This window comes from Kineococcus sp. GCM10028916 (assembly GCF_042674865.1).
Classification (GTDB): Bacteria; Actinomycetota; Actinomycetes; order Actinomycetales; family Kineococcaceae; genus Kineococcus.
Genome location: NZ_JBHTFM010000017.1, coordinates 184,669 through 206,795 on the forward strand (window position 1 = coordinate 184,669; position 22,127 = coordinate 206,795).

Below are 22,127 nucleotides of genomic sequence, written 5' to 3' on the forward strand. Positions count from 1 at the left end.
GAGATGGTGCAGAGTGGTGGCGCTGATCGCACCCGGAAACCGGAGATGGCCGTGGATCCCGTACAGGCGTTGCGCCGCACCGCTTTCCTGCTCGAACGCGAACAGGCCAGCAGTTTCCGCGTCGAGGCGTTCCGCAAGGCCGCGGCCGTCCTGCTCGCCCTGCCCGCCGAGGAGTTCGACACCCGCCTCGCCGCCGGCACGCTGACCGACCTCAAGGGGATCGGGAAGTCGTCGGCCGAGCTCGTCACGCAGGCCGCCGCCGGCCGCACCCCGGACCGCCTCCGGAAGCTCGAGGACGCAGCGGGCCCCCTCGTCGAGGGCGGGGAGGCGCTGCGCGCGCAGTTGAGGGGCGACCTGCACACCCACACCGACGCCAGCGACGGTGGCAGCCCGCTCGCCGAGATGGCCTTCACCGCCGTCGAGCTCGGTCACGACTACATCGCCGTCACCGACCACTCCGAGGGTCTCAAGGTCGCCAACGGTCTGGACCGGGGCCGTCGGGAGGACCAGCTGGCCCAGATCGAGGCCCTCGCCGCACCGCTGCGACCGTTCCGGCTGCTGTCCGGGATCGAGGTCGACATCGGCCGGGACGGGGTCCTGGACTGCCCGCCCGACCTGCTGGAACGCCTCGACGTCGTCGTCGCCTCGGTGCACTCCGAACTGCGGATGCCCGGCGACGCGATGACCCGCCGCATGCTCACCGCGATCCGCTCGGGCCGGATGGACGTCCTCGGCCACTGCACCGGCCGGATGGTCAAGGGCGGGCACGGCCGGGTCGGCGAGAAGGGCCGCCCACCGAGCGACTTCGACGCCGAGCAGGTGTTCGCGGCCTGCGTCGAGTTCGACGTCGCGGTGGAGATCAACGCCCGTCCCGAACGCCTCGACCCACCGCGGGCGCTGCTGCGGCAGGCCGTCGAGGCCGGCTGCACGTTCACCCTCTCCACCGACGCGCACGCGCCCGGCCAGCTCGACTGGCAGCCCTACGGCTGCGCGCGCGCCGAGGAGTGCGGCGTCCCCGCCGAGCGCGTCGTCACGACGTGGCCGGTCGAGCGGGTGCTGGAGTGGACGGCGCGTCGCCGGCGCGCTGCCCTCGGGTGACCCGCAGGAACTCCAGCTTCTCCTCGTCCACCGAACCCGGCACCGGGGTGTAGACCACGAGCCGGACGTCGGAACCCGGAGCGGTCAGGACGTCGCAGTCGAGGGTGATGTCGCCGACGTCGGGGTGCTCGACGGTCTTGCGCGAGGAGACGTGGCGTCCCACGGTCCCCTCCCGGCAGTAGCGCGCGAACTCCGGGCTCGCGGCCTTCATCTCCGCGGTCAGGGCGACCAGGCCCTGGTCGTGCGGGTAGTCCACCAGGGCCGAGCGGAGGTCCGCGACGAGCGCCGCGGGCAGACCCACGTCGGCGTAGCGCACCGGCCAGTTCGAGAGCCCGCTGCGCCCCTCGGTGAAGACGGCCCGGATGAGGTTGAGCTCCTTCGCGGGCTTCCCGCTCGGGTCGCCGATGAGCACCGCCCACGACGGGGTCCACGTCAGCAGCGTCCAGTCCGCGGCGAACACGCCGACGGGGAAGGCCCCGAGCCGGGACAGCATCCGTTGCACGCCGGCGGGGACGAGGTGGGAGATCGTCCCGTCCGCGGGGGGCAGCAGACCGGACAGCCGGTAGGCGTGGTCGCGCTCCTCCCGGCTCAGTTGCAGCGCACGGGCCAGCGTGGCCACGACCTGGGCCGAGGGGTTCGTGGCCCGGCCCTGCTCCAACCGCACGACGTAGTCGACGGAGAGGCCCGCGAGGTCGGCGAGCTCCTCCCGCCGCAACCCCGCCGCCCGTCGCTTCGCCCGGTGCGGCAGGCCGACGGCCTCCGGGGTCAACCGGTCCCGCCACCGCCGCAGCGCCGTTCCGAGGTTCTCGCCTTCCACCACCGGACCATCCTGCCTCCTCGCGAGGCGTCGGACGCCGTCCCAGCCTGGTACTGCGCGTCCCACCGTCGCAGCGGGCACTGGTTGAGCCCGAGGAAACGGGCGATGGTCTTCCCATGACCACCACGTTCATCACCGGAGCCAACAAGTCCCTCGGCTACGAGACGGCCCGCCGCCTCATCACCGCCGGGCACACCGTCCTGATCGGCGCTCGCGACCCGCAGCGCGGGCAGGCCGCCGCCGAAGCCCTCGGTGCGCGTTTCGTCCAGATCGACGTCACCGACGATGCGTCCGTGCAGGCCGCGGCCGACGACGTCGCCGCCCACGAGGGCACCGTCGACGTCCTCGTCAACAACGCGGGGGTCCCGGGCCCCTACGTCCCCGCCGACGAACTGACCGGCGCCGACGCGGCAGCGGTCTTCGACGTCAACGTCTTCGGGATCGTGCGGGTGACCCACGCGTTCCTGCCGCTGCTGCGGAAGTCCTCGAACCCCGTCGTCGTCAACGTGTCCAGCGGTCTCGGCTCGTTCGCCGCGACCCACGACCCGGACCGCGTCGAGGGCACGTTCACCGCCCCGCTCTACACCTCCTCCAAGGCGGCGGTGACGATGCTGACCACGCAGTACGCCAAGGCGCTGCCCGACGTGAAGTTCAACGCCGTCGACCCCGGCTACACCGCCACGGACTTCAACGGCCACGGCGGCCCGCAGACCGTCACCGAGGGGACCGACGCGATCGTGGAGCTCGCGAGCATCGGCACCGACGGCCCGACCGGCGTGTTCCGCGACCGTCACGGCGTCGTCGCCTGGTGACGTCCTAGCCGGCGGGAGTTCCGACCCGCCCGGTCTCGAGGGTCCGCCGCAGCTGCGCCAAGGCGGTGGCAGCACCCGAGAGCTGCGCCGACGTGAGCGGATCGAGCAGTTCCGCGAGTCGCCGGGTGACGGTCGCGTGCGCGGCGTCGACCAGTTCCCGGCCCTCCGGCGTGAGTTCCAGCAGGGACGAGCGGCGGTCGGTCGGGTTCTGGAGGCGGCGCAGCCAGCCCCGCTGCTCGCAGCGGTCGACGCCCTTGCTGGTCGCCCCGACACCGACGGCGAACCGGGAGGCGAGGTCGGCGATCCGGGATCCGGGATGGTCGTGGAGGTGCCGCAGGAGCTCGTACTGCGACGTCACGATCCCGTGGTCCCGGCGCAGGTCGTCGTTCAGCGCGTTGTAGAGCCGGGTCTCGCAGCGGACGAGGTCGTCGAAGAACTCGAGGGTTGACGAAGTAGATGCCACGGCATCTACTGTAGCGGCAACCACTTCAGGAGGAACGATGACCACCGCTCAGCGCGCCCGGATCAACGCCGACCTCAGGTCGGCCCCGCCCGTGACCGGGGGTGTCGACCAGCTCCGCGAGGGCTTCGCGCGGTTCATGTCGACGATGGCCCTCCCCGCGGGCACCGTGACCACGGAGACGGGGCTGGGGGGCCGACGCGCGGTGCTCGTGGAGCGGGAGCGGAACCCCGCAACGGGGACGATCCTGTACCTCCACGGTGGCTCGCACGTCTTCGGTTCCCCGGAGACGGCCATGGTCCTGACGGCGAACCTCGTGCTGCGCACCGGGTTCCGCAGCTACTCCCTCGACTACCGGCTGGCGCCCGAGCACCCGTTCCCCGCCGACGTCGAGGACTGCCTCGCCGCCTACCGGGCGCTGCTGGACCAGGGGACCGATCCCGGCACCGTCGTCCTCGCCGGCGACTCCGCCGGTGGTGGGCTGGTGGTCACGACGCTGCTCGCGGCCCGGGACGCCGGGTTGCCGCTGCCCGCGGCCGGCCTCGCCCTCTCCGGAGGTTTCGACGCTTCGCGCACCGGCGAGAGCATGCGCACGAAGGTGGGCATCGACCCGATCTTCACCCCGGCCGGCCTCGGCCGGACCGGCCCGCTCTACGTGGGCGACGTCGACGTCCTGCACCCGTGGCTGAGCCCCGCGGTCACCGCCGACCTCGCCGGGCTCCCACCGCTCATGCTGCAGGTGGGAACCGACGAGCTCCTGCTGGACGACTCGACCCGGCTCGCCGCCCGCGCCCGCGACGCGGGGGTCGACGTCGTCCTCGACGTCACGGCCGGCGTCCCGCACGTGTTCCAGTCCTGGGCGGGGGTCCTCGACGAGGCGGACGACGCCCTCGACCGCGCGGCGTTCTTCCTCGGTCAGCGGCTCGGGAGGCGCTGAGGACCGAGGCCCCACCGCCGCAGGTCAGAGGCCGAACTTGGCGATGGCCTGCGCCGTGACGGGAGTGAAGAGGTTGACGAGGTTCCCGTCGGGATCGTGCAGCAGCAGGGACCGGTTGCCCCACGGCATGGTCACCGGCTCCGCGAGGCCACCGTCCACGAGTGGGCGCAGCCGGGCGTGCTCGGCGTCGACGTCCGCGACGAGGAACTCGATGATCGCGCTGTGGTTCTCGCCCGCTCGCGCCGAGCCGGCACCGAAGAGGGCCACGGTGCGCGTGCCGGCGATGGCCAGGGTGCCCACCGCGGTGACCACCTCGGCGAAGTCGGGGGTGGACCACTGCGCGGGCGCGGCGGTGACGTGCTCGTAGAAGGTGACCAGGCCCGCGACGTCGTCGGTGATCAGACGCACCGAGATCAGGCGCGCGGCAGGGGCGGGGGAGTGCGGGGTGCTCGTCATGCACACCACGCTAGGACCGGTACCGGACAGTTTCCGCCCGGTATAGGTGGCACCCTGGGAGGGTGACCCGTCCGACCGCTCGTGTGCTGGCTCTGCTGGAGCTGCTGCAGTCCAGCGCCCGCATCCGCACCGTGGCGGACCTGGCCCAGCGGCTGGACGTCGACGAGCGGACCCTGCGCCGCTACGTGGCTCACCTGGTCGAGCTCGGCGTGCCGGTGCGTTCGCTGCGGGGCCGATACGGCGGCATCACCCTGGCCCCGGGCTACCGCATGCCTCCGCTGATGCTCACCGACGAGGAGGCCCTCGCGGTTCTGCTGGGGTTGGTCACCGCTCGTCGGGCGGGGGTGGTGGCGACCTCCCCGGGGGTGGCCGATGCCGCGGTGGCCAAGCTGCGGCGGGTCCTGCCCGCCGCCGTGGTGCAGCGCCTCGACGCGCTCCTCGCCGCCGCGGACGCCGCGGCCCCCGTTCACACTGCGGGCGTCATGCCCCCCGCTCCTCCGGTCAGCACCCCACAGGCCGATGTCCTGCTGGTGCTGGGGCAGGCGGTGCGCGAGCGACGAGCGCTGTCCCTGACCTACACCGCCACCGACGGCCGCCGCAGCAGGCGCACCGTCCACCCCTACGGACTGGTGGTCGCCTCCGGGCACTGGTACCTCAGCGCCGCCGACGCCGACCGCGGGGAGCTGCGCACCTTCCGGGTGGACCGCGTCGGTTCGGCGCAGGTGCTGATCGACGGTTTCGAGGTCCCGCCAGGTTTCGACGCCGGCGCCCAGGTGGCCTCCGCCCTGGCCCAGGTGCCGTGGCGGCACGAGGTGTCCCTGCGGGTGCGCACCACCCTCGAGCAGGCCGCAGGGCTGTTCCCGCCCGGGTTGGTCACCCTCGAGCAGGTACCGGGGGAGCAGGTACCAGGGGAGCAGCAGTGGGTGCGGGTCACGCTGCGGGCCGAGCGCCTGGAGTGGGTGCCCGCCGTGCTCGCCGGCCTGCCGGTCCCCTTCGTCATCGACTCACCGCAGGACCTGCGTGAGCTCGTGCGCTCGCTGGCGCGACGTCTCAGCGCCGCAGCCGACACCCCTCCGGGTCCTTCCCGGTAGAGGTTCCCCCTGACGCCGTCTCCGCTGAGAACCTCGAGGCCGCCGTCCTCGGCGGAGATCGAGGTGCGATGTCCACCGCTGGGGCGACCGGCCGCAGCCGGTCGGGGCCAGGCGTCAGATCTCGTCGGTCCGGCGCCGGGCCGCGTAGGCGTCGAGTTCCGTGGTCGTCCGTTCGACGTCCCACCCCTCGGCCAGCGCCCGGTGCAGGAGTTCGGTCTCGGACAGCGGGGTGAGACCGTCGACGTTCGGGTCGTGGTCGAGGTTCGTGGGGAACGGGTAGCCCTCGGTGGCGCTGGTCACGGCGTTCGCCATGAACTCCTCGTCGGCACCGGAGTCCTTGCGCGACAACAGGACCGGGTAGACGGACTTCGCCACCTTCACCCGGTCCACGGTCTCCATGGCGCGCCCGAACGCCGAGGAGACCTGCAGCAGGTTCGCGACCCGTTGCACGTCGCTGGAGACGTTGGTCCCGGCGCCGTGGAACAGGGCGGGGTTGAAGAACCCGGCGTCGCCCTTCTCGAGCGGCAACTGCACGTGGTGCTCGGCGAAGTACTCCTTGAACTCCGCCTGACGCCACGCGAGGTACCCCTGCGGGTACTGGTGGGAGTACGGCAGGTAGAGCGTCGGACCGCTCTCGAGCGGCATGTCGCTGTGCGCCACAGCCCCCTGCAGGGTGAGGACGGGGGAGAGCAGGTGGACGTGCGCGGGGTAGCGCGCGGCGACGGGGTTGGACAGGAAACCCAGGTGGTAGTCGCGGTGCGGGTCCTGTGCCTGGCCGCCGGGGCGGACGACGTTGACCTGCGAGGTGACCTGGTAGCCCGGGCCCAGCCAGGCCGTCGAGACCAGGGCGAGCACGTCGTTGGCGTAGTAGTCGACGAACGCCTCGGGGTCGCGCACGGCGAGCTTCTCGAGGGCGTTCCAGACCCGGTCGTTGGCCCCGGCCTTGGCGAAGTGGTCGCCCTTGGCCGTCCCGGACGCCTTCTCGTCGGCGATGATCCGGTCGAAGACCGCAGTCACGCGGTCGACGACGGAGAGGTCGGGGAAGGCGCCCTTGAGGACGATGACCCCAGGACCGTCGGTGAGGGCCCGCACGAGTTCGCCCTCCACCTCCTCGCGGCCCGCGTCGGTGGCGACAGCCCGCCGCAGGAGCGCGGAGTCGTAGACCAGGACGTTCTGCTGGACGTCGACGGCGTGCGGGAAGTCGGCCAGGACGGTGGTCCGGTCGAGCAGCTTCGCGAACTCGGTGACGTCGCAGTCGCTCTCGCGGAACCGGATCGGGGTGTGCCGGGTGGTGGTCGGGGCGCTCATGGGGTTTCTCCTCGTCGAGAGTCGTGCGGTGGGCTGCGCGCTGGTCCAACGGTAGGACCCGCTGACGCCGCCGTGGCATCCTCGACGCATCAAGAACGCATCACGCACGCATCGGGGGATGGCGATGGCGCACCCGTACCGCATCCGTGAGATCGCGCAGCAGGCCGGCCTGAGCACCGCGACGGTCGACCGCGTGCTCAACGGACGGGCCGGCGTGCGCGCGAGCACGGTCGCCGAGGTGCACCGCGCGATCGCCGACCTCGAACGGCAGGCGTCGCAGGTCCGGATCGGTGGTCGCACGTTCTTCCTCGACGTGGTCGTCCTCGCGCCGGACCGCTTCTCGCGCGAAGTGCGGGCCGCCCTGGAGGCCGAGCTGCCGTCGCTGCGCCCGGCGGTGATCCGGGCGAGGTTCCACCTCCGCGAGGAGGGCAGCGCCGCGGACCTCGCGACCCAGCTCGACGCCATCGCGCGCAAGGGTTCCAGCGGCGTGCTGCTCAAGGCACCGGACGACCCGGCCGTCGTGGCGGCCGTCGCCCGCCTGGAGGACGCGGGGATCCCGGTGGTCACCTTCGTCACCGACGTACCCACCAGTCGTCGCGTCGCCTACGTCGGGATGGACGACCGCGCGGCCGGGGCCACCGCCGCCTACCTGCTGACGGTCGTGGCCCCGGACGCGGGTGGGGTCCTGGTCTCGTTGAGCCGCAGCACCTTCCGCGGTGAGGGGGACCGCGAACTGGGTTTCCGCGCCGCGTTGCGCGACCTCGCGCCGCAGGTGCCGGTGACCGTGGTCGAGGGCACCGACGGACTCGACGCGTCGATGTTCGCGACGGTGTCGACGGCGCTGGGACGCGATCCGGGGATCGACGCGGTGTACTCGGTCGGCGGGGGGAACCAGGCCGTCCTCGCCGCCTTCGACGCCGCCGGGCGCACCGTCCGCGCGTTCGTCGCGCACGACCTCGACGCCGAGAACCTCGTCCTGCTGCGTCGCCGCCGCCTCACCGCCGTGCTGCACCACGACCTGCGCACCGACGTGCGCCGGGTCTGCCGCGCGGTCATGCAGGCCCAGGGGGCGCTGCCGGGACGGCCGGGTTCCCAGCCCTCGCAGATCCAGGTGATCACCCCCTACAACGAGCCGGCCGGGTTGGTGGACGAGGTCTGAGTTCCCGTGTCATGCTCCTGGCATGTCGTCGACCCGTGCTTCCCGTCGTGACGCGCTCGCCGCGTCCCGACGACGCGCCGGGCGACGCCGACTCGCGGTCTGACCGAGTCGCAGTCCACCGCGGGTTCCCTGTCCCGCACGCACGTCCGACACCTCTGCACCTCCCTCCTGTCGTGAGGAAACTCCACCGTGCTCACTCCCGATCGACTCCTCGCCTCCCGGTTCCAGCCGGCCCTCCAGGGACTCGGCGCTCCGTACGCCGGGTGGGACCCCGAACTGCGACCGGCGACCCGGCCCGAGTTCGGGCACTTCCAGACCAACCTCCCGGTGCGGTTGGCGAAACCCCTGGGACTGCCGCCCCGGGAGGTCGCCGACCGGCTGCTCGCCGGGTCGCACCTCGAGGACGTGTGCCTGCCACCGACCTTCGCCGGAGCGGGGTTCCTGAACCTCACGTTGCGGCCGGAGTTCCTGGCGGGGCAGGTCACTGCCCTCCTCGCCGATCCGCACCTCGGTGTGGCACAGGCCGATCCACCGCGGCGGGTCGTCGTCGACCACTCCTCGCCGAACGTCGCGAAGCAGATGCACGTGGGTCACCTCCGCTCGACCGTCATCGGGGACGCGCTGGCCCGGGTCTTCGCCGCGGTGGGGGACGTCGTCGTGCGGCAGAACCACGTGGGCGACTGGGGGACCCAGTTCGGGATGCTGATCGAGCACCTCCTCGAGGAGGGCCACGACGGCGCCGACCCGGACCTCTCGGCGCTGGACGGGTTCTACCGGCAGGCCCGGGAACGCTTCGACGCCGACCCGGGTTTCGCGGGCCGGGCCCGGGCCAGGGTCGTCGCCCTGCAGAGCGGCGACCCGCGGACGCACCACGTCTGGCGCAGGCTGGTCGACACGTCGATGACGTCGTTCGCCGAGGTGTACGCCCGGTTGGGATCGGGCCTCACCCCGGCCGACACCGCGGGGGAGAGCAGTTACGCCACCGACCTCGCCGGTGTGGTGGACGACCTGCGCACGGCGGGGCTGCTCGTGGAGTCGGACGGTGCGTCGTGCGTGTTCCCCCGGGGTTTCGCGAACCGCGACGGGGAACCGTTGCCGGTGGTGGTGCGCAAGTCCGACGGGGGGTACGGCTACGACGCGACCGACCTGGCGGCGCTGCGGCACCGGGTGACGGCGTTGCGGGCCGACCGGATCGTCTACGTGGTCGACGCCCGGCAGGCGTTGCACTTCGACCAGGTGTTCGCCGTCGCCCGGGAGGCCGGGTGGCTCCCCGAGGAGGTGACGGTGCAGCACGTCGCGTTCGGGACGGTGCTGGGGGAGGACGGTCGACCGTTCAGGACGAGGACGGGGGGCACCGTCCCGCTCAGCGCGCTGCTCGACGCGGCCGAGAGCCGGGCGGCCGAGGTGCTGGGCGGACGGGGGTCGCGCCTCGACGCGTCGGAGCGCACCGCGGTGGTGCGGGCCGTCGGGATCGGCGCCGTGAAGTACGCCGACCTCGTCAACGGCCTCGGTCGCGACTACGTGTTCTCGCTGGAGCGGATGGTCGCCATGGACGGCAACACCGGCCCCTACCTGCAGTACGCGCACGCCCGGGCGGCGTCGCTGCTGGAGCGCAGCGCGATCGTGACCCGGGACGTGTCGGTGCTGGACCACCCCGCGGAGGTGCGGCTCGCGCTGCTCCTGACCGGCTTCCCCGGGGCCGTCGCGTCGGTGGCGGAGACGCTCGAACCGCACCGGCTGTGCGGTCACCTGCACCAGGTGGCGACGGCGCTGTCGGCGTTCTACGAGGCCTGTCCGGTGCTCTCGGCGGAGGGGGAGGTCCGGGCGAGCCGGCTCGCCCTGTGCCGGGCGACGCGGGAGGTGCTCGCGGCGGGCCTGGGTCTCCTGGGGATCGACGCTCCGGAGCGCATGTAGGGGCCCGGAACGACGAAACCCCGGTCCGGCTGATCGCCGATCCCGAGGTACGTCGTGATTTTCCCAGATTTCGTGGTCGTTGTCAATCGCGGCTACGTACCGGTCGGGTCCACGAGGAGGGAGGACCCGAGGGCCGCGAGCAGCTCGACGACCTCGGCGCGGTCGAGGCGGACGGTCGAGATGCAGGTGGAGTCCTGCCAGGTCGAGAGGACGACACGACCGTCCCCCGTGGCGGCAGCGGGGTGCGCGCTGACCCGCAACGCCCGCCCGGGCCGGTCCGCGTCCCGGACGACTCCCGTGCGCACTCCCCGCGCGACCGCCGCACCGTGCTTCATCGACCGAGTCTGCGCCCCGGCCGGACGGCTGTCGAGACTCAAGGGATGCGGGCCACCCACTCGCGCGTGGCGAACTTCTGGGCGACCAGTTCCTCGGCCGCCGCGAGCTCCGCGGCGCTCAGCGCGGAGTCGGTGAGGCCGTACTGGCGGCGGAAGGTGGCGACCATCGAGTCGATGACGTCCTCGCGCGGCAGGCCCGTCTGACGGCGCAGCGGGTCGACCCGCTTCGCGGCGCTGGCGAGGCCCTTCCCGGACAGCTTCTCGCGGCCGATCCGCAGCACCTGCAGCATCTTCGCCGCGTCGATGTCGTAGGACATCGTCACGTGGTGCAGGACCGTCCCGTCCGCGAGGCGCTTCTGCGCCGCGCCCGCGATCTTGCCCTGCTCGGTCGCGATGTCGTTGATCGGCTGGTACCAGGCCTTGATGCCGAGGTCGCCCAGCGCGACGAGGACCCAGTCGTCGAGGAACGCGTAGGACTCGGTGAACGAGAGCCCCTCGACGAGCGAACCGGGTGCGTAGACGGAGTAGGTGATGGTGTTGCCCGGCTCCACGAACATGGCGCCACCCCCCGAGACCCGGCGCACGACCTCGACCCCGAGCCGTTGCGCCGCGTCGCCGTCGACCTCGTTCACGAGCGACTGGAAACTGCCGAGCACCACGGCCGAGCTGCCCCACTCCCACACCCGCAGGGTGGGCGGACGACGGCCGGCCGCCACCTCGCGGGTCAGGACCTCGTCCAGCGCCATGTGCGTCTGCGGGGACTGGGGACCCGTGTGGACGAACTGCCAGTCGTGGTCCAGCCATCCGCTGGCCCCGCCGACGGCGCGTCGCACCGTCGTCGCGACGGCCTCGGGGGTGAAACCGAGAAGCACCGCGCCCGTCGGCAGGGCCGAGCGGACGCGGTGCGCGAGGTCGGCGGCGTCGCTGTCGGCGGGGACCCCCGTCAGCGCCGCGTCGATGGCCTCGAGCGCGTCGTCGGGTTCGAGGAAGAAGTCCCCGCTGAGGCGCACCCCGGCGAGCCGGCCCTCCACGATGTCCAGATCGACGACGACGAGCTTCCCGCCCGGGACCTTGTACTCACCATGCACCCGGGCAGGCTACGTGAGCCCCGCAGCGTAGATGGGGGCTGCAGCGGTCCCCAGCTCGGCCGTGGACGCCTGCGGCGCCCTCGCCGCGCGAGCGCGGCCCCCGGACTTCGCGAGGTAGAGGCCGCGGTCGGCCAGGTCCAGGAGTTCCAGGACACCGCCCGTGGCGGCGCCGGGGACCGCCGTCGCGATCCCGATGCTGACGCTGACCCGCCCCTCCACGCCCAGGTCGTGCCGGAAAGCCCTGTCGCGCAGTCCCTCCAGCAACCGATCGGCCACGACCGCGGCTCCTGCGCCGTCGGTGTCGGTCAGCACGACGGCGAACTCCTCGCCGCCGTAGCGGGCCACGAGGTCGGACGGTCGGCCCGGTGCCCGGCGCAGTTCTTCGGCGACCTGCTGCAGGCACCGGTCGCCGGCCAGGTGACCGTAGGTGTCGTTGTAGGCCTTGAAGTGGTCGACGTCGACCATCAGCAGGCTGAGTGGACTCCCGCTCCGGCGCGCGCCCTGCCAGACGTGGGCGAGGTGCTCGTCCAGCGTCGGCCGGTTGGCCAGGCCGGTGAGGCCGTCCCGCTGCGCCGCCTCGCGCAGCCGGTCGTTGAGGGCTCGGAGTTCCTGCTGCGCCGCCCGCCGTTCGGCGATCTCGCGTCGGAGCTCCGCGGTCCGCGACGCCACCAGGTCGTGGAGCTCCCCGGCCCGGTCCGCGGCCCGCCGGGCGCGCCCGAGCCCGTCGAGGGTCGAACTCAGCGCGGCCCGCAGGGGTTCCGAGACCGCGAACGCGTCCGGCGCGTGGCCGGTGAGGACGTAGCCGAACCACTGGTCCCCGGTGAACAACGGCTGCAGGACGAGGGTTCCGCGGTCGAGTTCCGCGACGCGGTGGGGCGGGAGGAGCTCCCCGAGACCGTGGGTGTCCTCGAGCGCGGCGTGAGGGCCCTCGACGTGGTCGACGGCCAGTCGGACCCGCACGTCGTCGGGTTCGGTGGACGGGGGCGGCCCGTCGGTGAGCAACGACACGAAGCAGCGGCCGACCCCGACCCGGGGCAGGCACGCCGCGAGGAGGTCGCCGAGGGCGGTCGTCTCCGTCGCTGTCCCGAGGGCCCGGATGAGTTCCACCAGGACGCGACCGGACCGCGCTTCGTGGGCCGCCCGCTCGACGTGGGCGCCGGCCACGGCGCGCAGCACCGTGAGCTGCATCCGGTGGACGGTGCGCAGGGCGGCGTCGAGCGCGGCTCCCGCGGCACCGTTGGCCGCCACGTCGTCCTCGAGGGTGGTCAGCACCCGGTCCCACCAGGACTGCTCGGGGTGCAGCCGGACGACTTCGGTCAGTTCCGCGCACATCTGCGCGGTCCCCGCGGCGTCGAGGGTGCCCGTGACGACCTGACGGATCCAGCGTCGGCGGACCGCGGCGAGGCGCTCGGCGACGGCGACCTCGGAACCGAGGGCGACGGGCGGCGCGGCGGTGACCACCGCTGAGGCGTCGGGGACGACCCGCTCGTCGACGGGGGCCACCAGGACGCTGGAACCCCGCGCGACCACGTGCGGAGCGGGCGGGTCGGCGGGTACGGGGTGCGAACCGCCCGACAGGTTCAGCAGGAGCGTGGCGGCCCGTCGACCGAGAGTCGTCAGGTGCTCGTCCACGGTCGTCACACCCGCCCACGCCGCCTCGGAGGAACTCGTCCCGGCGGAACCGGTGACCGCGACGTCCTCGGGGACGCGGTAGCCCTCGCGTTCCAGCGCCTCCACGGCAGCCATCGCCAGGTCGTCGTCGCAGCAGACGACGGCATCGACGGGGTGACCGTCGTCCCGCGCCGAGGACAGCGCAGCCGGGAGGAGCCGGTGCACGTCGACCGGGTCGACGACCCGGAGGAAGGGCGTCCCCGGTAGCTGGTGCACCTCGCCGTCGGGCCGTGAGCTCACGACGAGCAGCGATCGGCGGCCGCCGCGGTGCAGGTGGTCGCGCGCCACGTCCAGCGCCTGCGCGCGGGGGCGGTCCACCCCGGTGGTCCCGGCGGCGCGTTCCCCGAGCGTGACCGTGGGCAGCCCGTCGGGGATGACGCCGAGGACCGCCGCCACCGCCGAGCGCCCGGACAGGTCGCGGACCGGGGTCACGACGACCCCGTCGACCCCTCCGCTGCGGCACAGGTGGGCGAACAACGTCCCCCGGCGCGGGTGGTGCGGGTGCCGGACGACCACGAGGAGCGCCGCCCCCTCGGGGCGCAGGACGCTCTCGAGGCCGTGCAGGTACTGCTGGACCTGCTCCCCGAGCCCGTCCACGACGACGGCGATGCGCCGTCGTCGCCGCTCTTCCGCCACGGCGATCACCCCCTCGGACAAGTCATCGGGGCGCCCCGGGGGAGTCTTGAGGAACCGGGGCCCGGCTCGCCCGCTCAGCCCCGGCGGTTCACGGCACCAGGGACGAGGCCAGCCAGGCGCGGGGCGTCCCGAACCCGTCCAGCAGTTCCCCGGTCCGCGGCCGCAGCTTGCGGCACACCGCGTTCACCGCGGTCGTGACCGCCTTGGCGCGCAACGTCGTCATCCGGCGGTGCTGGAGGTACCAGCCCTTCTCGGCCTCGAGCACCGAGAGGGCGTGCAGGTCGAACACGTCGGACAGGAGTTCCACGACGGCCGGGTCGTCGCAGCGCGCGATCGCAGCGGCGAAGGCCTCGGCGACGACGCGCTCGACGTGCGCACGACCGGCCAGCAGCAGGTGGTCCTGCAGTTCGTCGACGGCCTCGAACCGCTCCGCCTCGGGCCTGGACCGCGCCTTGCGCATCCGCTTGGCCAGCGACTCCACGACGTGGCGCTCGCGGTCGGCGAGCATCCGCAGCTGCCAGGCCCGGTCGTGCAGCTCCTCGGGGATCCGGCCCGCTTCGACGACGTCGGCCACGAGGGAACGGGCGGGGCTGCGGCCGGCGTAGGTGCTGACGAAGTCGCGCGTCGCGAACCGCGCCATGCCGAGGGTGTCGAGGTCGGAGAACTGCTGGGCGTACGCCGTGAGCTGGCCCTTGGCGACGAGTTGCAGCAGGACGGTGTTGTCGCCCTCGAAGGTGGTGAACACGTCGGTGTCCGCCTTCAACTGCGGCAGGCGCGAATCGGCGAGGAACCCGTTGCCGCCGCAGGCTTCGCGACAGGTCTGCAGGGTGCGGGTCGCGTGCCAGGTGGAGGCGACCTTGAGGCCCGCGGCGTGCGACTCGAACGCCCGCTGCCGGGTCGCGTCGGGCTCGTTCCCGGCGAGCTGGACGCGCAGCAGTTCGTCCATCTCGCTCAGCAGGTCGTCCTGCGCGAACGAGAGCGCGTAGGTCGTCGCGAGCGGGATCAACAACCGGCGCTGGTGGGCCAGGTAGTCGAGCAGGACGACCTCGCCGTCGCCCCCCGGGCGCTTGAACTGGGTGCGCTGCAGGGCGTAGCGCAGCGCGATCTCGAGGCCCACCTTCGTCTGCGACAGCGCACCGCCGGAGACGCTGACCCGGCCCTTGACGAGGGCGCCGAGCATCGTGAAGAACCGCGAGTTGGCGCTCGCGATGGGGGAGGAGTAGCTGCCGTCCTCGGCCACGTCGGCGTAGCGGTTCAGCAGCGCGGTGCGGGGGATCCGCACCCGGTCGAAACCGAGCCGGCCGTTGTCGAGGCCGTTGAGCCCCATCTTGCGGCCGTCGTCACCGCGCCAGATCCCCGGGAGGTCCACCCCGTCCTCGCGCAGCGGGACGACGAAGGCGTGGACGCCCTGCGAGGTTCCGCCGGTGACGAGCTGGGCGAACACCACGGCGACGTCGGCGTCCTCCGCCGCGCCGCCGATGTAGTCCTTGCGGCAGGAGACGTCCGGGGTGTGGACGACGAACTCCTGCGTCGCCGGGTCGTAGGTCGCGGTCGTCCCGATGGAGGAGACGTCGGAACCGTGCCCGGTCTCGGTCATCCCGAAGCAGCCGACGAGTTCCAGGCGCAGCAACGGTTCGAGCAGGGTCGAGTGGTGGCGTTCGGTGCCGAGCGCCTGGACGGCGCCGCCGAACAGGCCCCACTGCACCCCCGACTTGATCATGAGGGACGCGTCGCCGAACCCCAGCATCTCGAACTGCGCGACCTGACCGCCGGGGGAGTCACCGCCCCAGGGCCGGGCGTAGCCCAGTTCGTGCCCGCCGAGTTCCGCCAGCTGCCGCAGCCGCTGCCGGGTGAGGTCCCGGTGGTCGCGGGTCGAGAGGTCGTCGGTGGGGGTGAAGAGGTCGGCGGGGGCCTCGCGGCGGAACTGCTCGCGCAGGTCGGCGAAACGGCCGTCTAGGACACGGCGCAGGACCTCGGTGTCCAGCGGCGGCGGAACCTCGACGGGCTCGTCGAGGGGGGTCTCGGGTCGCAGTTCGGTGGTGGTCACGGAACCTCCTCGGGAACGGGTGCCAGGGGTGGGGCGCTGAGAACGGTGGCGAGGCCACCCCAGGCCAGGTGGGTGAGATCGGAGACGAGCGTGGCCGCCGGCACCCGGTCGGTGCTGGAGATCCACCGGTCCGCGGCGGTGCGGATCATCGCGACGAGGCCGTGGGCGAGGGCGTCGGCGGAGGAGTCGCGGGCGCCGCCCACGCGCAGGTGGGCGGTGATGGTGCGGGCGGTCTCGTCGGCGATGGTGCCGGAGATCCGCTGCACGGGGTCGTTGCTGAGCGGCCGTTCCAGGAACGGGTGGACCACGACGAAGCGGTAGACCTCGGGATCGGCCTCGACGAGCTGGACGTAGGCGGCGATGATCCCGCTGAGGGCCTCGCGGGGGGAGTTCGAGGAGGCGACGGCCTCGCCGAGTTCGCGCAGGATCCGCGAGTTCACCCGTTCGGCGACGGCGAGGTAGAGCTCCTCCTTGTCGGCGAAGTGCCGGTAGAGCACGGTCTTGCTGGTGCCGGCGGCCGCGGCGACCTCGTCCATGCCGACGCCGGCGCCCTTGGCCGTGATCGCGCGCAGCGTCGCCGTCACGAGTTCTTCGCGACGCCGTTTCCGGTGCTCTTCCCAGCGCGTGGCGCGACCGTCCATGCCCTCGACGGTACCCCGGACGACGGGTATCGGGTACCCGTGGTACCTGATAACTTCGGCCGGGTGAGCACCCGTGCTGTCCGCAACGTCGCGATCATCGGTGGCAACCGCACCCCGTTCGTCCGGGCCGGTCGCCGCTACGCCCAGGCCTCGGCCCAGGACCTGCTCGTCGCCGCCCTGGACGGGCTGGTCGCCCGCTACGGGCTCGCGGGGGAACGCCTGGGCGAGGTCGTCGCCGGGGCTGTGCTCAAGCACAGCCGCGACCTCAACCTCACCCGCGAGGCCGTCCTGTCGACCGCGCTCGACCCGGGCACCCCCGCCTACGACGTGCAGCAGGCCTGCGCCACCGGCCTGGAGGCCGCCGTCCTGCTGGGCGGCAAGATCGCCCTCGGGCAGGTCGACGTCGGGATCGCCGGGGGTGCCGACTCCGCCAGCGACGCCCCCATCGCGGTCGACGACGGACTGCGGCGGGTGCTGCTGGAACTGTCGAGGGCCCGGACCGCCCGCGCCAAGCTGGCCGCGCTCGCGAAGCTGCGGCCCGGTCAGCTCAGGCCCGACCCGCCGCGCAACGCCGAGGTCCGCACGGGGCTGTCGATGGGGGAGCACGCGGCCCGCACGGCCCTGGAGTGGAAGGTCACCCGCGAGGCGCAGGACGAACTCGCCCTGGCCAGCCACCGCAACCTCGCCGCCGCCTACGACCGCGGGTTCTTCGACGACCTCCTCACCCCCTACCTCGGCGTGCGACGCGACGACCTGCTGCGCCCCGACACCTCGCTGGAGAAGCTGGCCGCGCTGCGTCCCGTCTTCGGTCGCGACCTCGACGGCGAGGCCACGATGACCGCCGGGAACTCGACCCCCCTGACCGACGGCGCCGCCGCCGTCCTGCTCGCCACCGACGAGTGGGCCGCCTCCCGCCGCCTCCCCGTCCTGGCCCACCTGGTCGACGCCGAGACCGCCGCCGTCGACCACGTCCACGGTGCGGGGCTGCTCACCGCACCCGTCGTCGCCGTGCCGCGGTTGTTGCAGCGCAACGGGTTGACGCTGGCCGACCTCGACCTCGTCGAGATCCACGAGGCGTTCGCCTCCACCGTCCTGGCGACGACGGCCGCGTGGGCCGACGCCGGTCTGGGCACGGTGGACCCCGCGCGCCTCAACGTCACCGGTTCCTCCCTCGCGACGGGGCACCCCTTCGCGGCGACCGGCGCCCGCATCCTCGCGACCACCGCGAAGCTGCTGCACGAACGCGGGGGTGGCCGCGCGCTCGTCTCGGTCTGCGCCGCCGGCGGGCAGGGCATCGCGGCCCTGGTGGAGGCGTGATGTCCGACCCCTACGGCGCGTTCGTCCGCACCCCGGCCGGGAAGTTCCTGGCCTCGAGGGCGGGGCTGCCGAGACCACCGCGCCTGCGCCGCTACGTCGCCGACGAGGAGTGGGCCTTCGACCCCGCGGCCGTGCTGGGTCTGAGGGGAGCGGTCTGGGTCGACGACGTGTCGGGGTGGCTTCGCGAGGGGGGATTCGCGGTCGAACGCGACGCCGAACGGTTGTCGACCCTGGTGCTCGACGCGACCGGTCTGCGGAGCGTCACGGATCTGGGGGAACTGCTGACCGTCTCCGCCTCCTTCCGCCGGACCAGGGGACGGGTCCTCGTCGTCGCCGCGGTGCCGGGGGAACTCGATGATCCCGAGGCCCGTGCGGTCCAGCAGGGTGTGGACGGTTTCGTCCGCAGCCTCGCCAAGGAGGCCCGCGGTGGCACCACGGTCAACCTCGTGCGCGTTGCGGCCGGTGCCCGCACGTCGTTGCGCAGTGCCGTCGAGTTCTTCTGCTCCACCCGTTCGGCGTTCGTCGACGGGCAGCCGATCGTCGTCGGACCCGGTGTTCCAGTTCCGTCACGGGAACGACCGGTCGCCGCCGTCACCGGTGCGGCGCAGGGGATCGGGGCCGCGATCGCGGACGTCCTGGCCCGCACCGGTCACCACGTCGTGTGCGTCGACATCGCCGCCTCGGGGGAGAAGCTGGCCGCCGTGGCGAACCGCGTCAAGGGGTCGACGCTGCACCTGGACGTGACGGCCGAGACGGCTCCCCGGACCCTGGCGACCCACCTGGCCGACCGGTTCGACGGGGCCGACGTCGTCGTGCACAACGCCGGCATCACCCGCGACCGCTCCTTCGTGAACGTCGACGAGGAGGCCTGGAACTCCGTCCTCGCGGTGAACCTGCTCGCCCCCGTGCGGTTGACGACGGAACTCCTCGACCATCCCGGCGCGCTCGCGCCCGGAGCCCGGTTCGTGTACCTGTCCTCCATCAACGGTCTCGCCGGCGCGAAGGGGCAGACGAACTACGCGACGAGCAAGGCGGGACTCGTCGGTCTCGTCCAGGCCCTCGCGGAACCGTTGGCGCAGCGTGGTCTCGCGGCCAACGCCGTCGCTCCGGGTTTCATCGAGACCCCCATGACGGCGGCCATGCCGCCGGTCCCGCGCGAACTCGGGCGACGGATCGCGAGCCTGCAACAGGGCGGGTTGCCGATCGACGTCGCCGAAGCGGTCGGCTGGCTCGCGCAACGGGACGCCGCCGGCATCGACGGTCAGGTGCTGCGGGTGTGCGGCCAGAGCCTGCTGGGGGCGTGATGACCCGGGAACTCAGGACGGCCCCGTCGCTGTCGGCGCTGTACGCGCGTTCGCTGCTGCACCGGCCCCGGCGCGCGGTGGACTTCCCCCGCACCACGGTGTCCCTGCGGGGCAACCGCTTCGACGTCGACCGGGTGGCGGCCTTCTGCCGCAACACCGGGTTCCCGCTCCGCGACACCGTGCCGCTGCCGTTCCCGCACCTCGTCGGTTTCGGTCTGCAGGTGGACCTCCTGGTCCGGGAGCCCTTCCCGTTCACCCTGCTCGGTCTCGTGCACCTCGCCCAGTCCTTCGAGCAGACCCGACCGTTGTCGGTGGAGGAGGCTTTCGACGTCAGCGTCCGCGCCGTCGGGATGCACGCCCACCGCCGCGGCGCGACCGTCGACCTGGTGACGGAGGTCCGTACCGGGACCGAGAAGGTCTGGACGGGCCGCAGCCGCTACCTCGCGCGCGGGGTGTCGTGGCCCGGTCGGGCGGAGGAGCCCGCACGGCTCCCCGCACCGGAGGGGCAGGGCACGCTCTGGCGGGTCCCCGCCGACACGGGCCGCACCTACGCCGCCGTCTCCGGTGACGTGAACCCCCTCCACCTCTCCCCGGTCACCGCCCGCCTCCTGGGGTTCCGACGGGCCCTCGCGCACGGCATGTGGACGGCGTCCCGGAGCCTCTCCGCGATCGGCGGCCCTCCACCGGGTGCGGCACGGTTCGACGTCGAGTTCGGGAAGCCCCTGCTGCTCCCCGCGACCGTCCGGCACGTCGCCGTCGAGGAACCCGACGGGTGGTCCACCGCCGTTCGCAGCCGCGACGGCTCGAAGCTCCACCTCGCCGCCCGCCTCACCTCGCGGTGACCGGGGAGGCCGGGCCGGCGACGGTGGCGTCCAGTGCTCCTAGCGATGTGTCGGTGTCGGGGTGAAGGAGCGGCGGTAGGCGGTCGGCGTCAGTCCGACTCGCCGGACCAGGTGTCGGCGCATCGAGTCGGCGCTGCCCAGACCGCTGCGGGCGGCGACCACGTCGATCGGCAGATCGGTGATCTCGAGCAGTTCGCGGGCCAGGTCCAGGCGTTGGTGCAGCAGCCACTGCAGCGGGCTGAGGCCGGTCTCGGCGTGAAAACGGCGTGTGAGGGTCCGGACGCTGTTGCGGGCGTGGCGAGCGAGGTCGGTGAGCGTGAGCGGCTGGTCGAGTCGCTGCGCGGCCCACTCCCGGGTGGCGGCCAGCGATGCACCGGTTTCGGGGGGCAACGGGTCTCGGATGAACTGGGCCTGCCCCCCGGGGCGCACGGGCGCGACGACAGCCAATCGCGCCGCCTGGTTGGCCACCGTCGCTCCGTGGTCGGAGCGGACGATGTGCAGGCACAGGTCGATGCCGGCCGCGAGACCGGCGGAGGTGAGTACCGGGCCGTCCTCCACGAAGAGCACGTCCGGTTCGAGCTGGACGTTGGGGTACCGGCGGCGGAAGGCGTCCGACTTCACCCAGAAGGTGGTGGCGCGGCGGTTCTCCAGCAGGCCGGCCGCGGCGAGGACGAAGGCACCCGTGCAGATCGAGGCGATGCGTGCACCGGAGGCGGCCGCTGAGCGCAAGGCGTCCAGCACGGCCGGTGGCACGTCCTCCCGCCCGGCCCCGCCGGTCACCATGACCGTGTCGCCCTCGGCGACTGCCTCCAGACCTTCGCGGACGACGAGGTCGAAGGCGCCGTCGGAGGGAAGGATCCCCGGCTCGGCCGTGCAGACCCGGATGTCGTAGGCGGGGCGCCCGTCGATCTGCACCGCGCGGAAGATCAGCTCAGGGATGGAGAGGTCGAACGAGAGGACCGGTGGGACGGCGATGACGACGACGCGGTGCATGGCCTGAACCTCCGGAAGTGTGGCTTTCTGGCCACTACCGTACGGCTGAGCGCCGGCGCACGCTGACGTCATGTCCTTCGTCGTCGTCACCGGGGCCGGCGCAGCCGGCCTGCCCACCGCACGTCAGTTCGCCGAATCCGGTGAGCACGTCCGTCAGATCACCCGCAGCGGGCGCGGCGTCGACCACCCCCTCGTCGAGCTCGTCGCCGCCGACATCACCGACGCCGACCGCCTCACCGAACTCACCGACGGCGCCCGGGTCCTGGTCAACTGCGCCGTTCCCCCCCTGCCGCGGTGGGCCGACGACCTGCCGCCGATGGCCGCGGCCCTGCTGAGCGCGGTGGAGCGCACCGGCGCCGACTACGTGATGCTCGGCAACACCTACGGCTACGGACCCGTGGAGGGGCCCATGACCGAGGACCTGCCGATGGCGGCCACCACGATCAAGGGCCGGGTCCGGGCGCAGATGTGGCTGGACGCGCTGGCGGCGCACGAGGCCGGTCGCGTGCGGGTCACCGAGGTGCGCTCCGCAGGGTTCCTCGGCCCGGGGCCGGTCGGTCCCTACGCCTACTTCGTCGCCCCCGCCGTGCTGGCGGGGCAGGAAGCCTCCTGGCCCGGCGACCTCGACGCCCCGCACAGCTGGAACTACACCGAAGACATCGCCGCCACGCTCGTCGCAGCAAGCCGGACGGACGGTGCGTGGGGTCGGGCGTGGCACGTACCCGCCACGTCGTCGGTGTCGGTACGGGTGCTGAGCGAACAGCTGACCGAGTTGGCCGGAGTCGCCGCCCCCCGGCTGCGCCGCCTGCACCGCGAGGACCTCGTCGTGTTGGCCCGGACGCAGCCGGTGTTCGGTGAGCTGCTGGAGATGTTGTACAGCAACGAGAATCCTCACGTCCTGGACTCCGCTCTCACCCAGGAGGTTCTCGGAGTAGCGGCGACGCCACTGGACGTCGTCTTGCACCGCACCCGGGCCGGGGAGCACCGCTGACGGTGAAACTCAGGTCACGCCCCTGCGGGCAGCGAGTCGCGCACCACCACTCGTGGTGGTGCACGGGAAATCCCGTCCTCGCGCGCCGCACGTGCTCAGCACTCGAGATCCGGCGGGACGGCGCGGCCGCGTGGGTGACGTCACCCGACGGTGGAGGAGTGGACCCGGGGCGGGCGGCGTTCGCCATCGCCCGCCTCAGCCGTGGTCGAC

At 73.0% G+C, this 22,127-nt stretch carries 20 protein-coding genes; 10 read left to right on the forward strand and 10 right to left on the reverse strand.

All coding sequences use genetic code 11. The features are described from left to right. Positions 1–45 precede the first annotated feature (45 nt). The gene (locus ACFQ46_RS17300) at positions 46–1,098 is read left to right on the forward strand and encodes a PHP domain-containing protein (RefSeq protein WP_380260608.1); all 1,053 of its coding nucleotides are present in this window, start codon (positions 46–48) and stop codon (positions 1,096–1,098) included. Here the strand turns inward: ACFQ46_RS17300 and ACFQ46_RS17305 are convergent. Next, on the reverse strand, positions 1,031–1,918 hold the full coding sequence (locus ACFQ46_RS17305; RefSeq protein ID WP_380260609.1) for a helix-turn-helix transcriptional regulator: 888 nt from the start codon (positions 1,916–1,918) through the stop codon (positions 1,031–1,033). The genes ACFQ46_RS17300 and ACFQ46_RS17305 overlap by 68 nt on opposite strands. 113 nt (positions 1,919–2,031) lie before the next feature. On the opposite strand from ACFQ46_RS17305, the gene ACFQ46_RS17310 reads away from it, so the two are divergent. Beyond that, on the forward strand, positions 2,032–2,727 hold the full coding sequence (locus tag ACFQ46_RS17310; protein ID WP_380260610.1) for an SDR family NAD(P)-dependent oxidoreductase: 696 nt from the start codon (positions 2,032–2,034) through the stop codon (positions 2,725–2,727). A 4-nt stretch (positions 2,728–2,731) separates the two neighbouring features. Here ACFQ46_RS17310 and ACFQ46_RS17315 read toward each other — a convergent pair whose 3' ends face one another. Then, positions 2,732–3,190, reverse strand: a complete 459-nt coding sequence (locus ACFQ46_RS17315) for a MarR family winged helix-turn-helix transcriptional regulator (protein ID WP_380260611.1) — start codon at positions 3,188–3,190, stop codon at positions 2,732–2,734. Positions 3,191–3,227: 37 nt separating this feature from the next. Between ACFQ46_RS17315 and ACFQ46_RS17320 the strand changes: the two genes are divergently transcribed. Further along, complete coding sequence (locus tag ACFQ46_RS17320; protein ID WP_380260612.1) at positions 3,228–4,124, forward strand: alpha/beta hydrolase; 897 nt, start codon at positions 3,228–3,230, stop codon at positions 4,122–4,124. Between the two features lie 24 nt (positions 4,125–4,148). Here the strand turns inward: ACFQ46_RS17320 and ACFQ46_RS17325 are convergent, their stop codons facing one another. Next, entirely contained in the window at positions 4,149–4,580 is a 432-nt protein-coding gene (locus ACFQ46_RS17325) for a VOC family protein (RefSeq protein ID WP_380260613.1), read from the reverse strand. 62 nt (positions 4,581–4,642) lie between these two features. Here ACFQ46_RS17325 and ACFQ46_RS17330 point away from each other — a divergent pair, with 62 nt between their 5' ends. Next, positions 4,643–5,671, forward strand: a complete 1,029-nt coding sequence (locus ACFQ46_RS17330; RefSeq protein ID WP_380260614.1) for a helix-turn-helix transcriptional regulator — start codon at positions 4,643–4,645, stop codon at positions 5,669–5,671. Between the two features lie 114 nt (positions 5,672–5,785). Here the strand turns inward: ACFQ46_RS17330 and ACFQ46_RS17335 are convergent, their stop codons facing one another. Next, positions 5,786–6,979, reverse strand: coding sequence for a phytanoyl-CoA dioxygenase family protein (locus ACFQ46_RS17335; protein WP_380260615.1), 1,194 nt, complete (start codon positions 6,977–6,979; stop codon positions 5,786–5,788). 124 nt (positions 6,980–7,103) lie between these two features. Between ACFQ46_RS17335 and ACFQ46_RS17340 the strand changes: the two genes are divergently transcribed. Then, complete coding sequence (locus ACFQ46_RS17340) at positions 7,104–8,138, forward strand: LacI family DNA-binding transcriptional regulator (protein WP_380260976.1); 1,035 nt, start codon at positions 7,104–7,106, stop codon at positions 8,136–8,138. Positions 8,139–8,327: 189 nt separating this feature from the next. Continuing rightward, on the forward strand, positions 8,328–10,052 hold the full coding sequence (gene argS / locus ACFQ46_RS17345; RefSeq protein WP_380260616.1) for an arginine--tRNA ligase: 1,725 nt from the start codon (positions 8,328–8,330) through the stop codon (positions 10,050–10,052). A 92-nt stretch (positions 10,053–10,144) separates the two neighbouring features. Here the strand turns inward: argS and ACFQ46_RS17350 are convergent, their stop codons facing one another. From ACFQ46_RS17350 to ACFQ46_RS17370, 5 genes are all read right to left on the reverse strand, one after another. Next, on the reverse strand, positions 10,145–10,387 hold the full coding sequence (locus ACFQ46_RS17350) for a hypothetical protein (protein WP_380260617.1): 243 nt from the start codon (positions 10,385–10,387) through the stop codon (positions 10,145–10,147). A 38-nt stretch (positions 10,388–10,425) separates the two neighbouring features. Next, entirely contained in the window at positions 10,426–11,475 is a 1,050-nt protein-coding gene (locus ACFQ46_RS17355; protein ID WP_380260618.1) for a biotin/lipoate A/B protein ligase family protein, read from the reverse strand. 9 nt (positions 11,476–11,484) lie between these two features. Then, positions 11,485–13,782: a diguanylate cyclase gene (locus ACFQ46_RS17360; RefSeq protein ID WP_380260619.1), complete on the reverse strand. Its 2,298-nt coding sequence runs from the start codon at positions 13,780–13,782 to the stop codon at positions 11,485–11,487. Between the two features lie 88 nt (positions 13,783–13,870). Beyond that, a complete protein-coding gene (locus tag ACFQ46_RS17365) occupies positions 13,871–15,829 on the reverse strand; it encodes an acyl-CoA dehydrogenase (RefSeq protein ID WP_380260620.1) in 1,959 nt (652 codons plus the stop codon). Beyond that, positions 15,826–16,470, reverse strand: coding sequence for a TetR/AcrR family transcriptional regulator (locus ACFQ46_RS17370; protein ID WP_328293023.1), 645 nt, complete (start codon positions 16,468–16,470; stop codon positions 15,826–15,828). The genes ACFQ46_RS17365 and ACFQ46_RS17370 overlap by 4 nt, the downstream gene beginning before the upstream one ends. A 63-nt stretch (positions 16,471–16,533) precedes the next feature. Between ACFQ46_RS17370 and ACFQ46_RS17375 the strand changes: the two genes are divergently transcribed. Genes ACFQ46_RS17375 through ACFQ46_RS17385 form a run of 3 tightly spaced genes read left to right on the forward strand, consistent with a single transcriptional unit; the run spans position 16,534 to position 19,933 of the window. Beyond that, the gene (locus ACFQ46_RS17375) at positions 16,534–17,787 is read left to right on the forward strand and encodes an acetyl-CoA C-acetyltransferase (RefSeq protein WP_380260621.1); all 1,254 of its coding nucleotides are present in this window, start codon (positions 16,534–16,536) and stop codon (positions 17,785–17,787) included. Next, a complete protein-coding gene (locus ACFQ46_RS17380) occupies positions 17,787–19,091 on the forward strand; it encodes a 3-oxoacyl-ACP reductase (protein ID WP_380260622.1) in 1,305 nt (434 codons plus the stop codon). Before ACFQ46_RS17375 ends, ACFQ46_RS17380 begins: the two co-directional genes overlap by 1 nt. Then, a complete protein-coding gene (locus ACFQ46_RS17385) occupies positions 19,091–19,933 on the forward strand; it encodes a MaoC family dehydratase (RefSeq protein ID WP_380260623.1) in 843 nt (280 codons plus the stop codon). Before ACFQ46_RS17380 ends, ACFQ46_RS17385 begins: the two co-directional genes overlap by 1 nt. A gap of 39 nt (positions 19,934–19,972) precedes the next feature. On the opposite strand, the gene ACFQ46_RS17390 is transcribed toward ACFQ46_RS17385, so the two are convergent. Continuing rightward, positions 19,973–20,926: a GlxA family transcriptional regulator gene (locus ACFQ46_RS17390; protein WP_380260624.1), complete on the reverse strand. Its 954-nt coding sequence runs from the start codon at positions 20,924–20,926 to the stop codon at positions 19,973–19,975. Between the two features lie 70 nt (positions 20,927–20,996). On the opposite strand from ACFQ46_RS17390, the gene ACFQ46_RS17395 reads away from it, so the two are divergent. Next, the gene (locus ACFQ46_RS17395; RefSeq protein ID WP_380260625.1) at positions 20,997–21,917 is read left to right on the forward strand and encodes an NAD-dependent epimerase/dehydratase family protein; all 921 of its coding nucleotides are present in this window, start codon (positions 20,997–20,999) and stop codon (positions 21,915–21,917) included. Positions 21,918–22,127 lie beyond the last annotated feature (210 nt).

What these genes read in the sequence shown, in the direction of transcription:
- ACFQ46_RS17300 (WP_380260608.1), top strand. Translation starts at nt 46, where the DNA reads ATGGCCGTGGATCCCGTACAGGCGTTGCGCCGCACCGCTTTCCTGCTC.
- ACFQ46_RS17310 (WP_380260610.1), top strand. Translation starts at nt 2,032, where the DNA reads ATGACCACCACGTTCATCACCGGAGCCAACAAGTCCCTCGGCTACGAG.
- ACFQ46_RS17320 (WP_380260612.1), top strand. Translation starts at nt 3,228, where the DNA reads ATGACCACCGCTCAGCGCGCCCGGATCAACGCCGACCTCAGGTCGGCC.
- ACFQ46_RS17325 (WP_380260613.1), bottom strand. Translation starts at nt 4,580, where the DNA reads ATGACGAGCACCCCGCACTCCCCCGCCCCTGCCGCGCGCCTGATCTCG.
- ACFQ46_RS17335 (WP_380260615.1), bottom strand. Translation starts at nt 6,979, where the DNA reads ATGAGCGCCCCGACCACCACCCGGCACACCCCGATCCGGTTCCGCGAG.
- ACFQ46_RS17340 (WP_380260976.1), top strand. Translation starts at nt 7,104, where the DNA reads ATGGCGCACCCGTACCGCATCCGTGAGATCGCGCAGCAGGCCGGCCTG.
- ACFQ46_RS17350 (WP_380260617.1), bottom strand. Translation starts at nt 10,387, where the DNA reads ATGAAGCACGGTGCGGCGGTCGCGCGGGGAGTGCGCACGGGAGTCGTC.
- ACFQ46_RS17370 (WP_328293023.1), bottom strand. Translation starts at nt 16,470, where the DNA reads ATGGACGGTCGCGCCACGCGCTGGGAAGAGCACCGGAAACGGCGTCGC.
- ACFQ46_RS17380 (WP_380260622.1), top strand. Translation starts at nt 17,787, where the DNA reads ATGTCCGACCCCTACGGCGCGTTCGTCCGCACCCCGGCCGGGAAGTTC.
- ACFQ46_RS17385 (WP_380260623.1), top strand. Translation starts at nt 19,091, where the DNA reads ATGACCCGGGAACTCAGGACGGCCCCGTCGCTGTCGGCGCTGTACGCG.
- ACFQ46_RS17390 (WP_380260624.1), bottom strand. Translation starts at nt 20,926, where the DNA reads ATGCACCGCGTCGTCGTCATCGCCGTCCCACCGGTCCTCTCGTTCGAC.
- ACFQ46_RS17395 (WP_380260625.1), top strand. Translation starts at nt 20,997, where the DNA reads ATGTCCTTCGTCGTCGTCACCGGGGCCGGCGCAGCCGGCCTGCCCACC.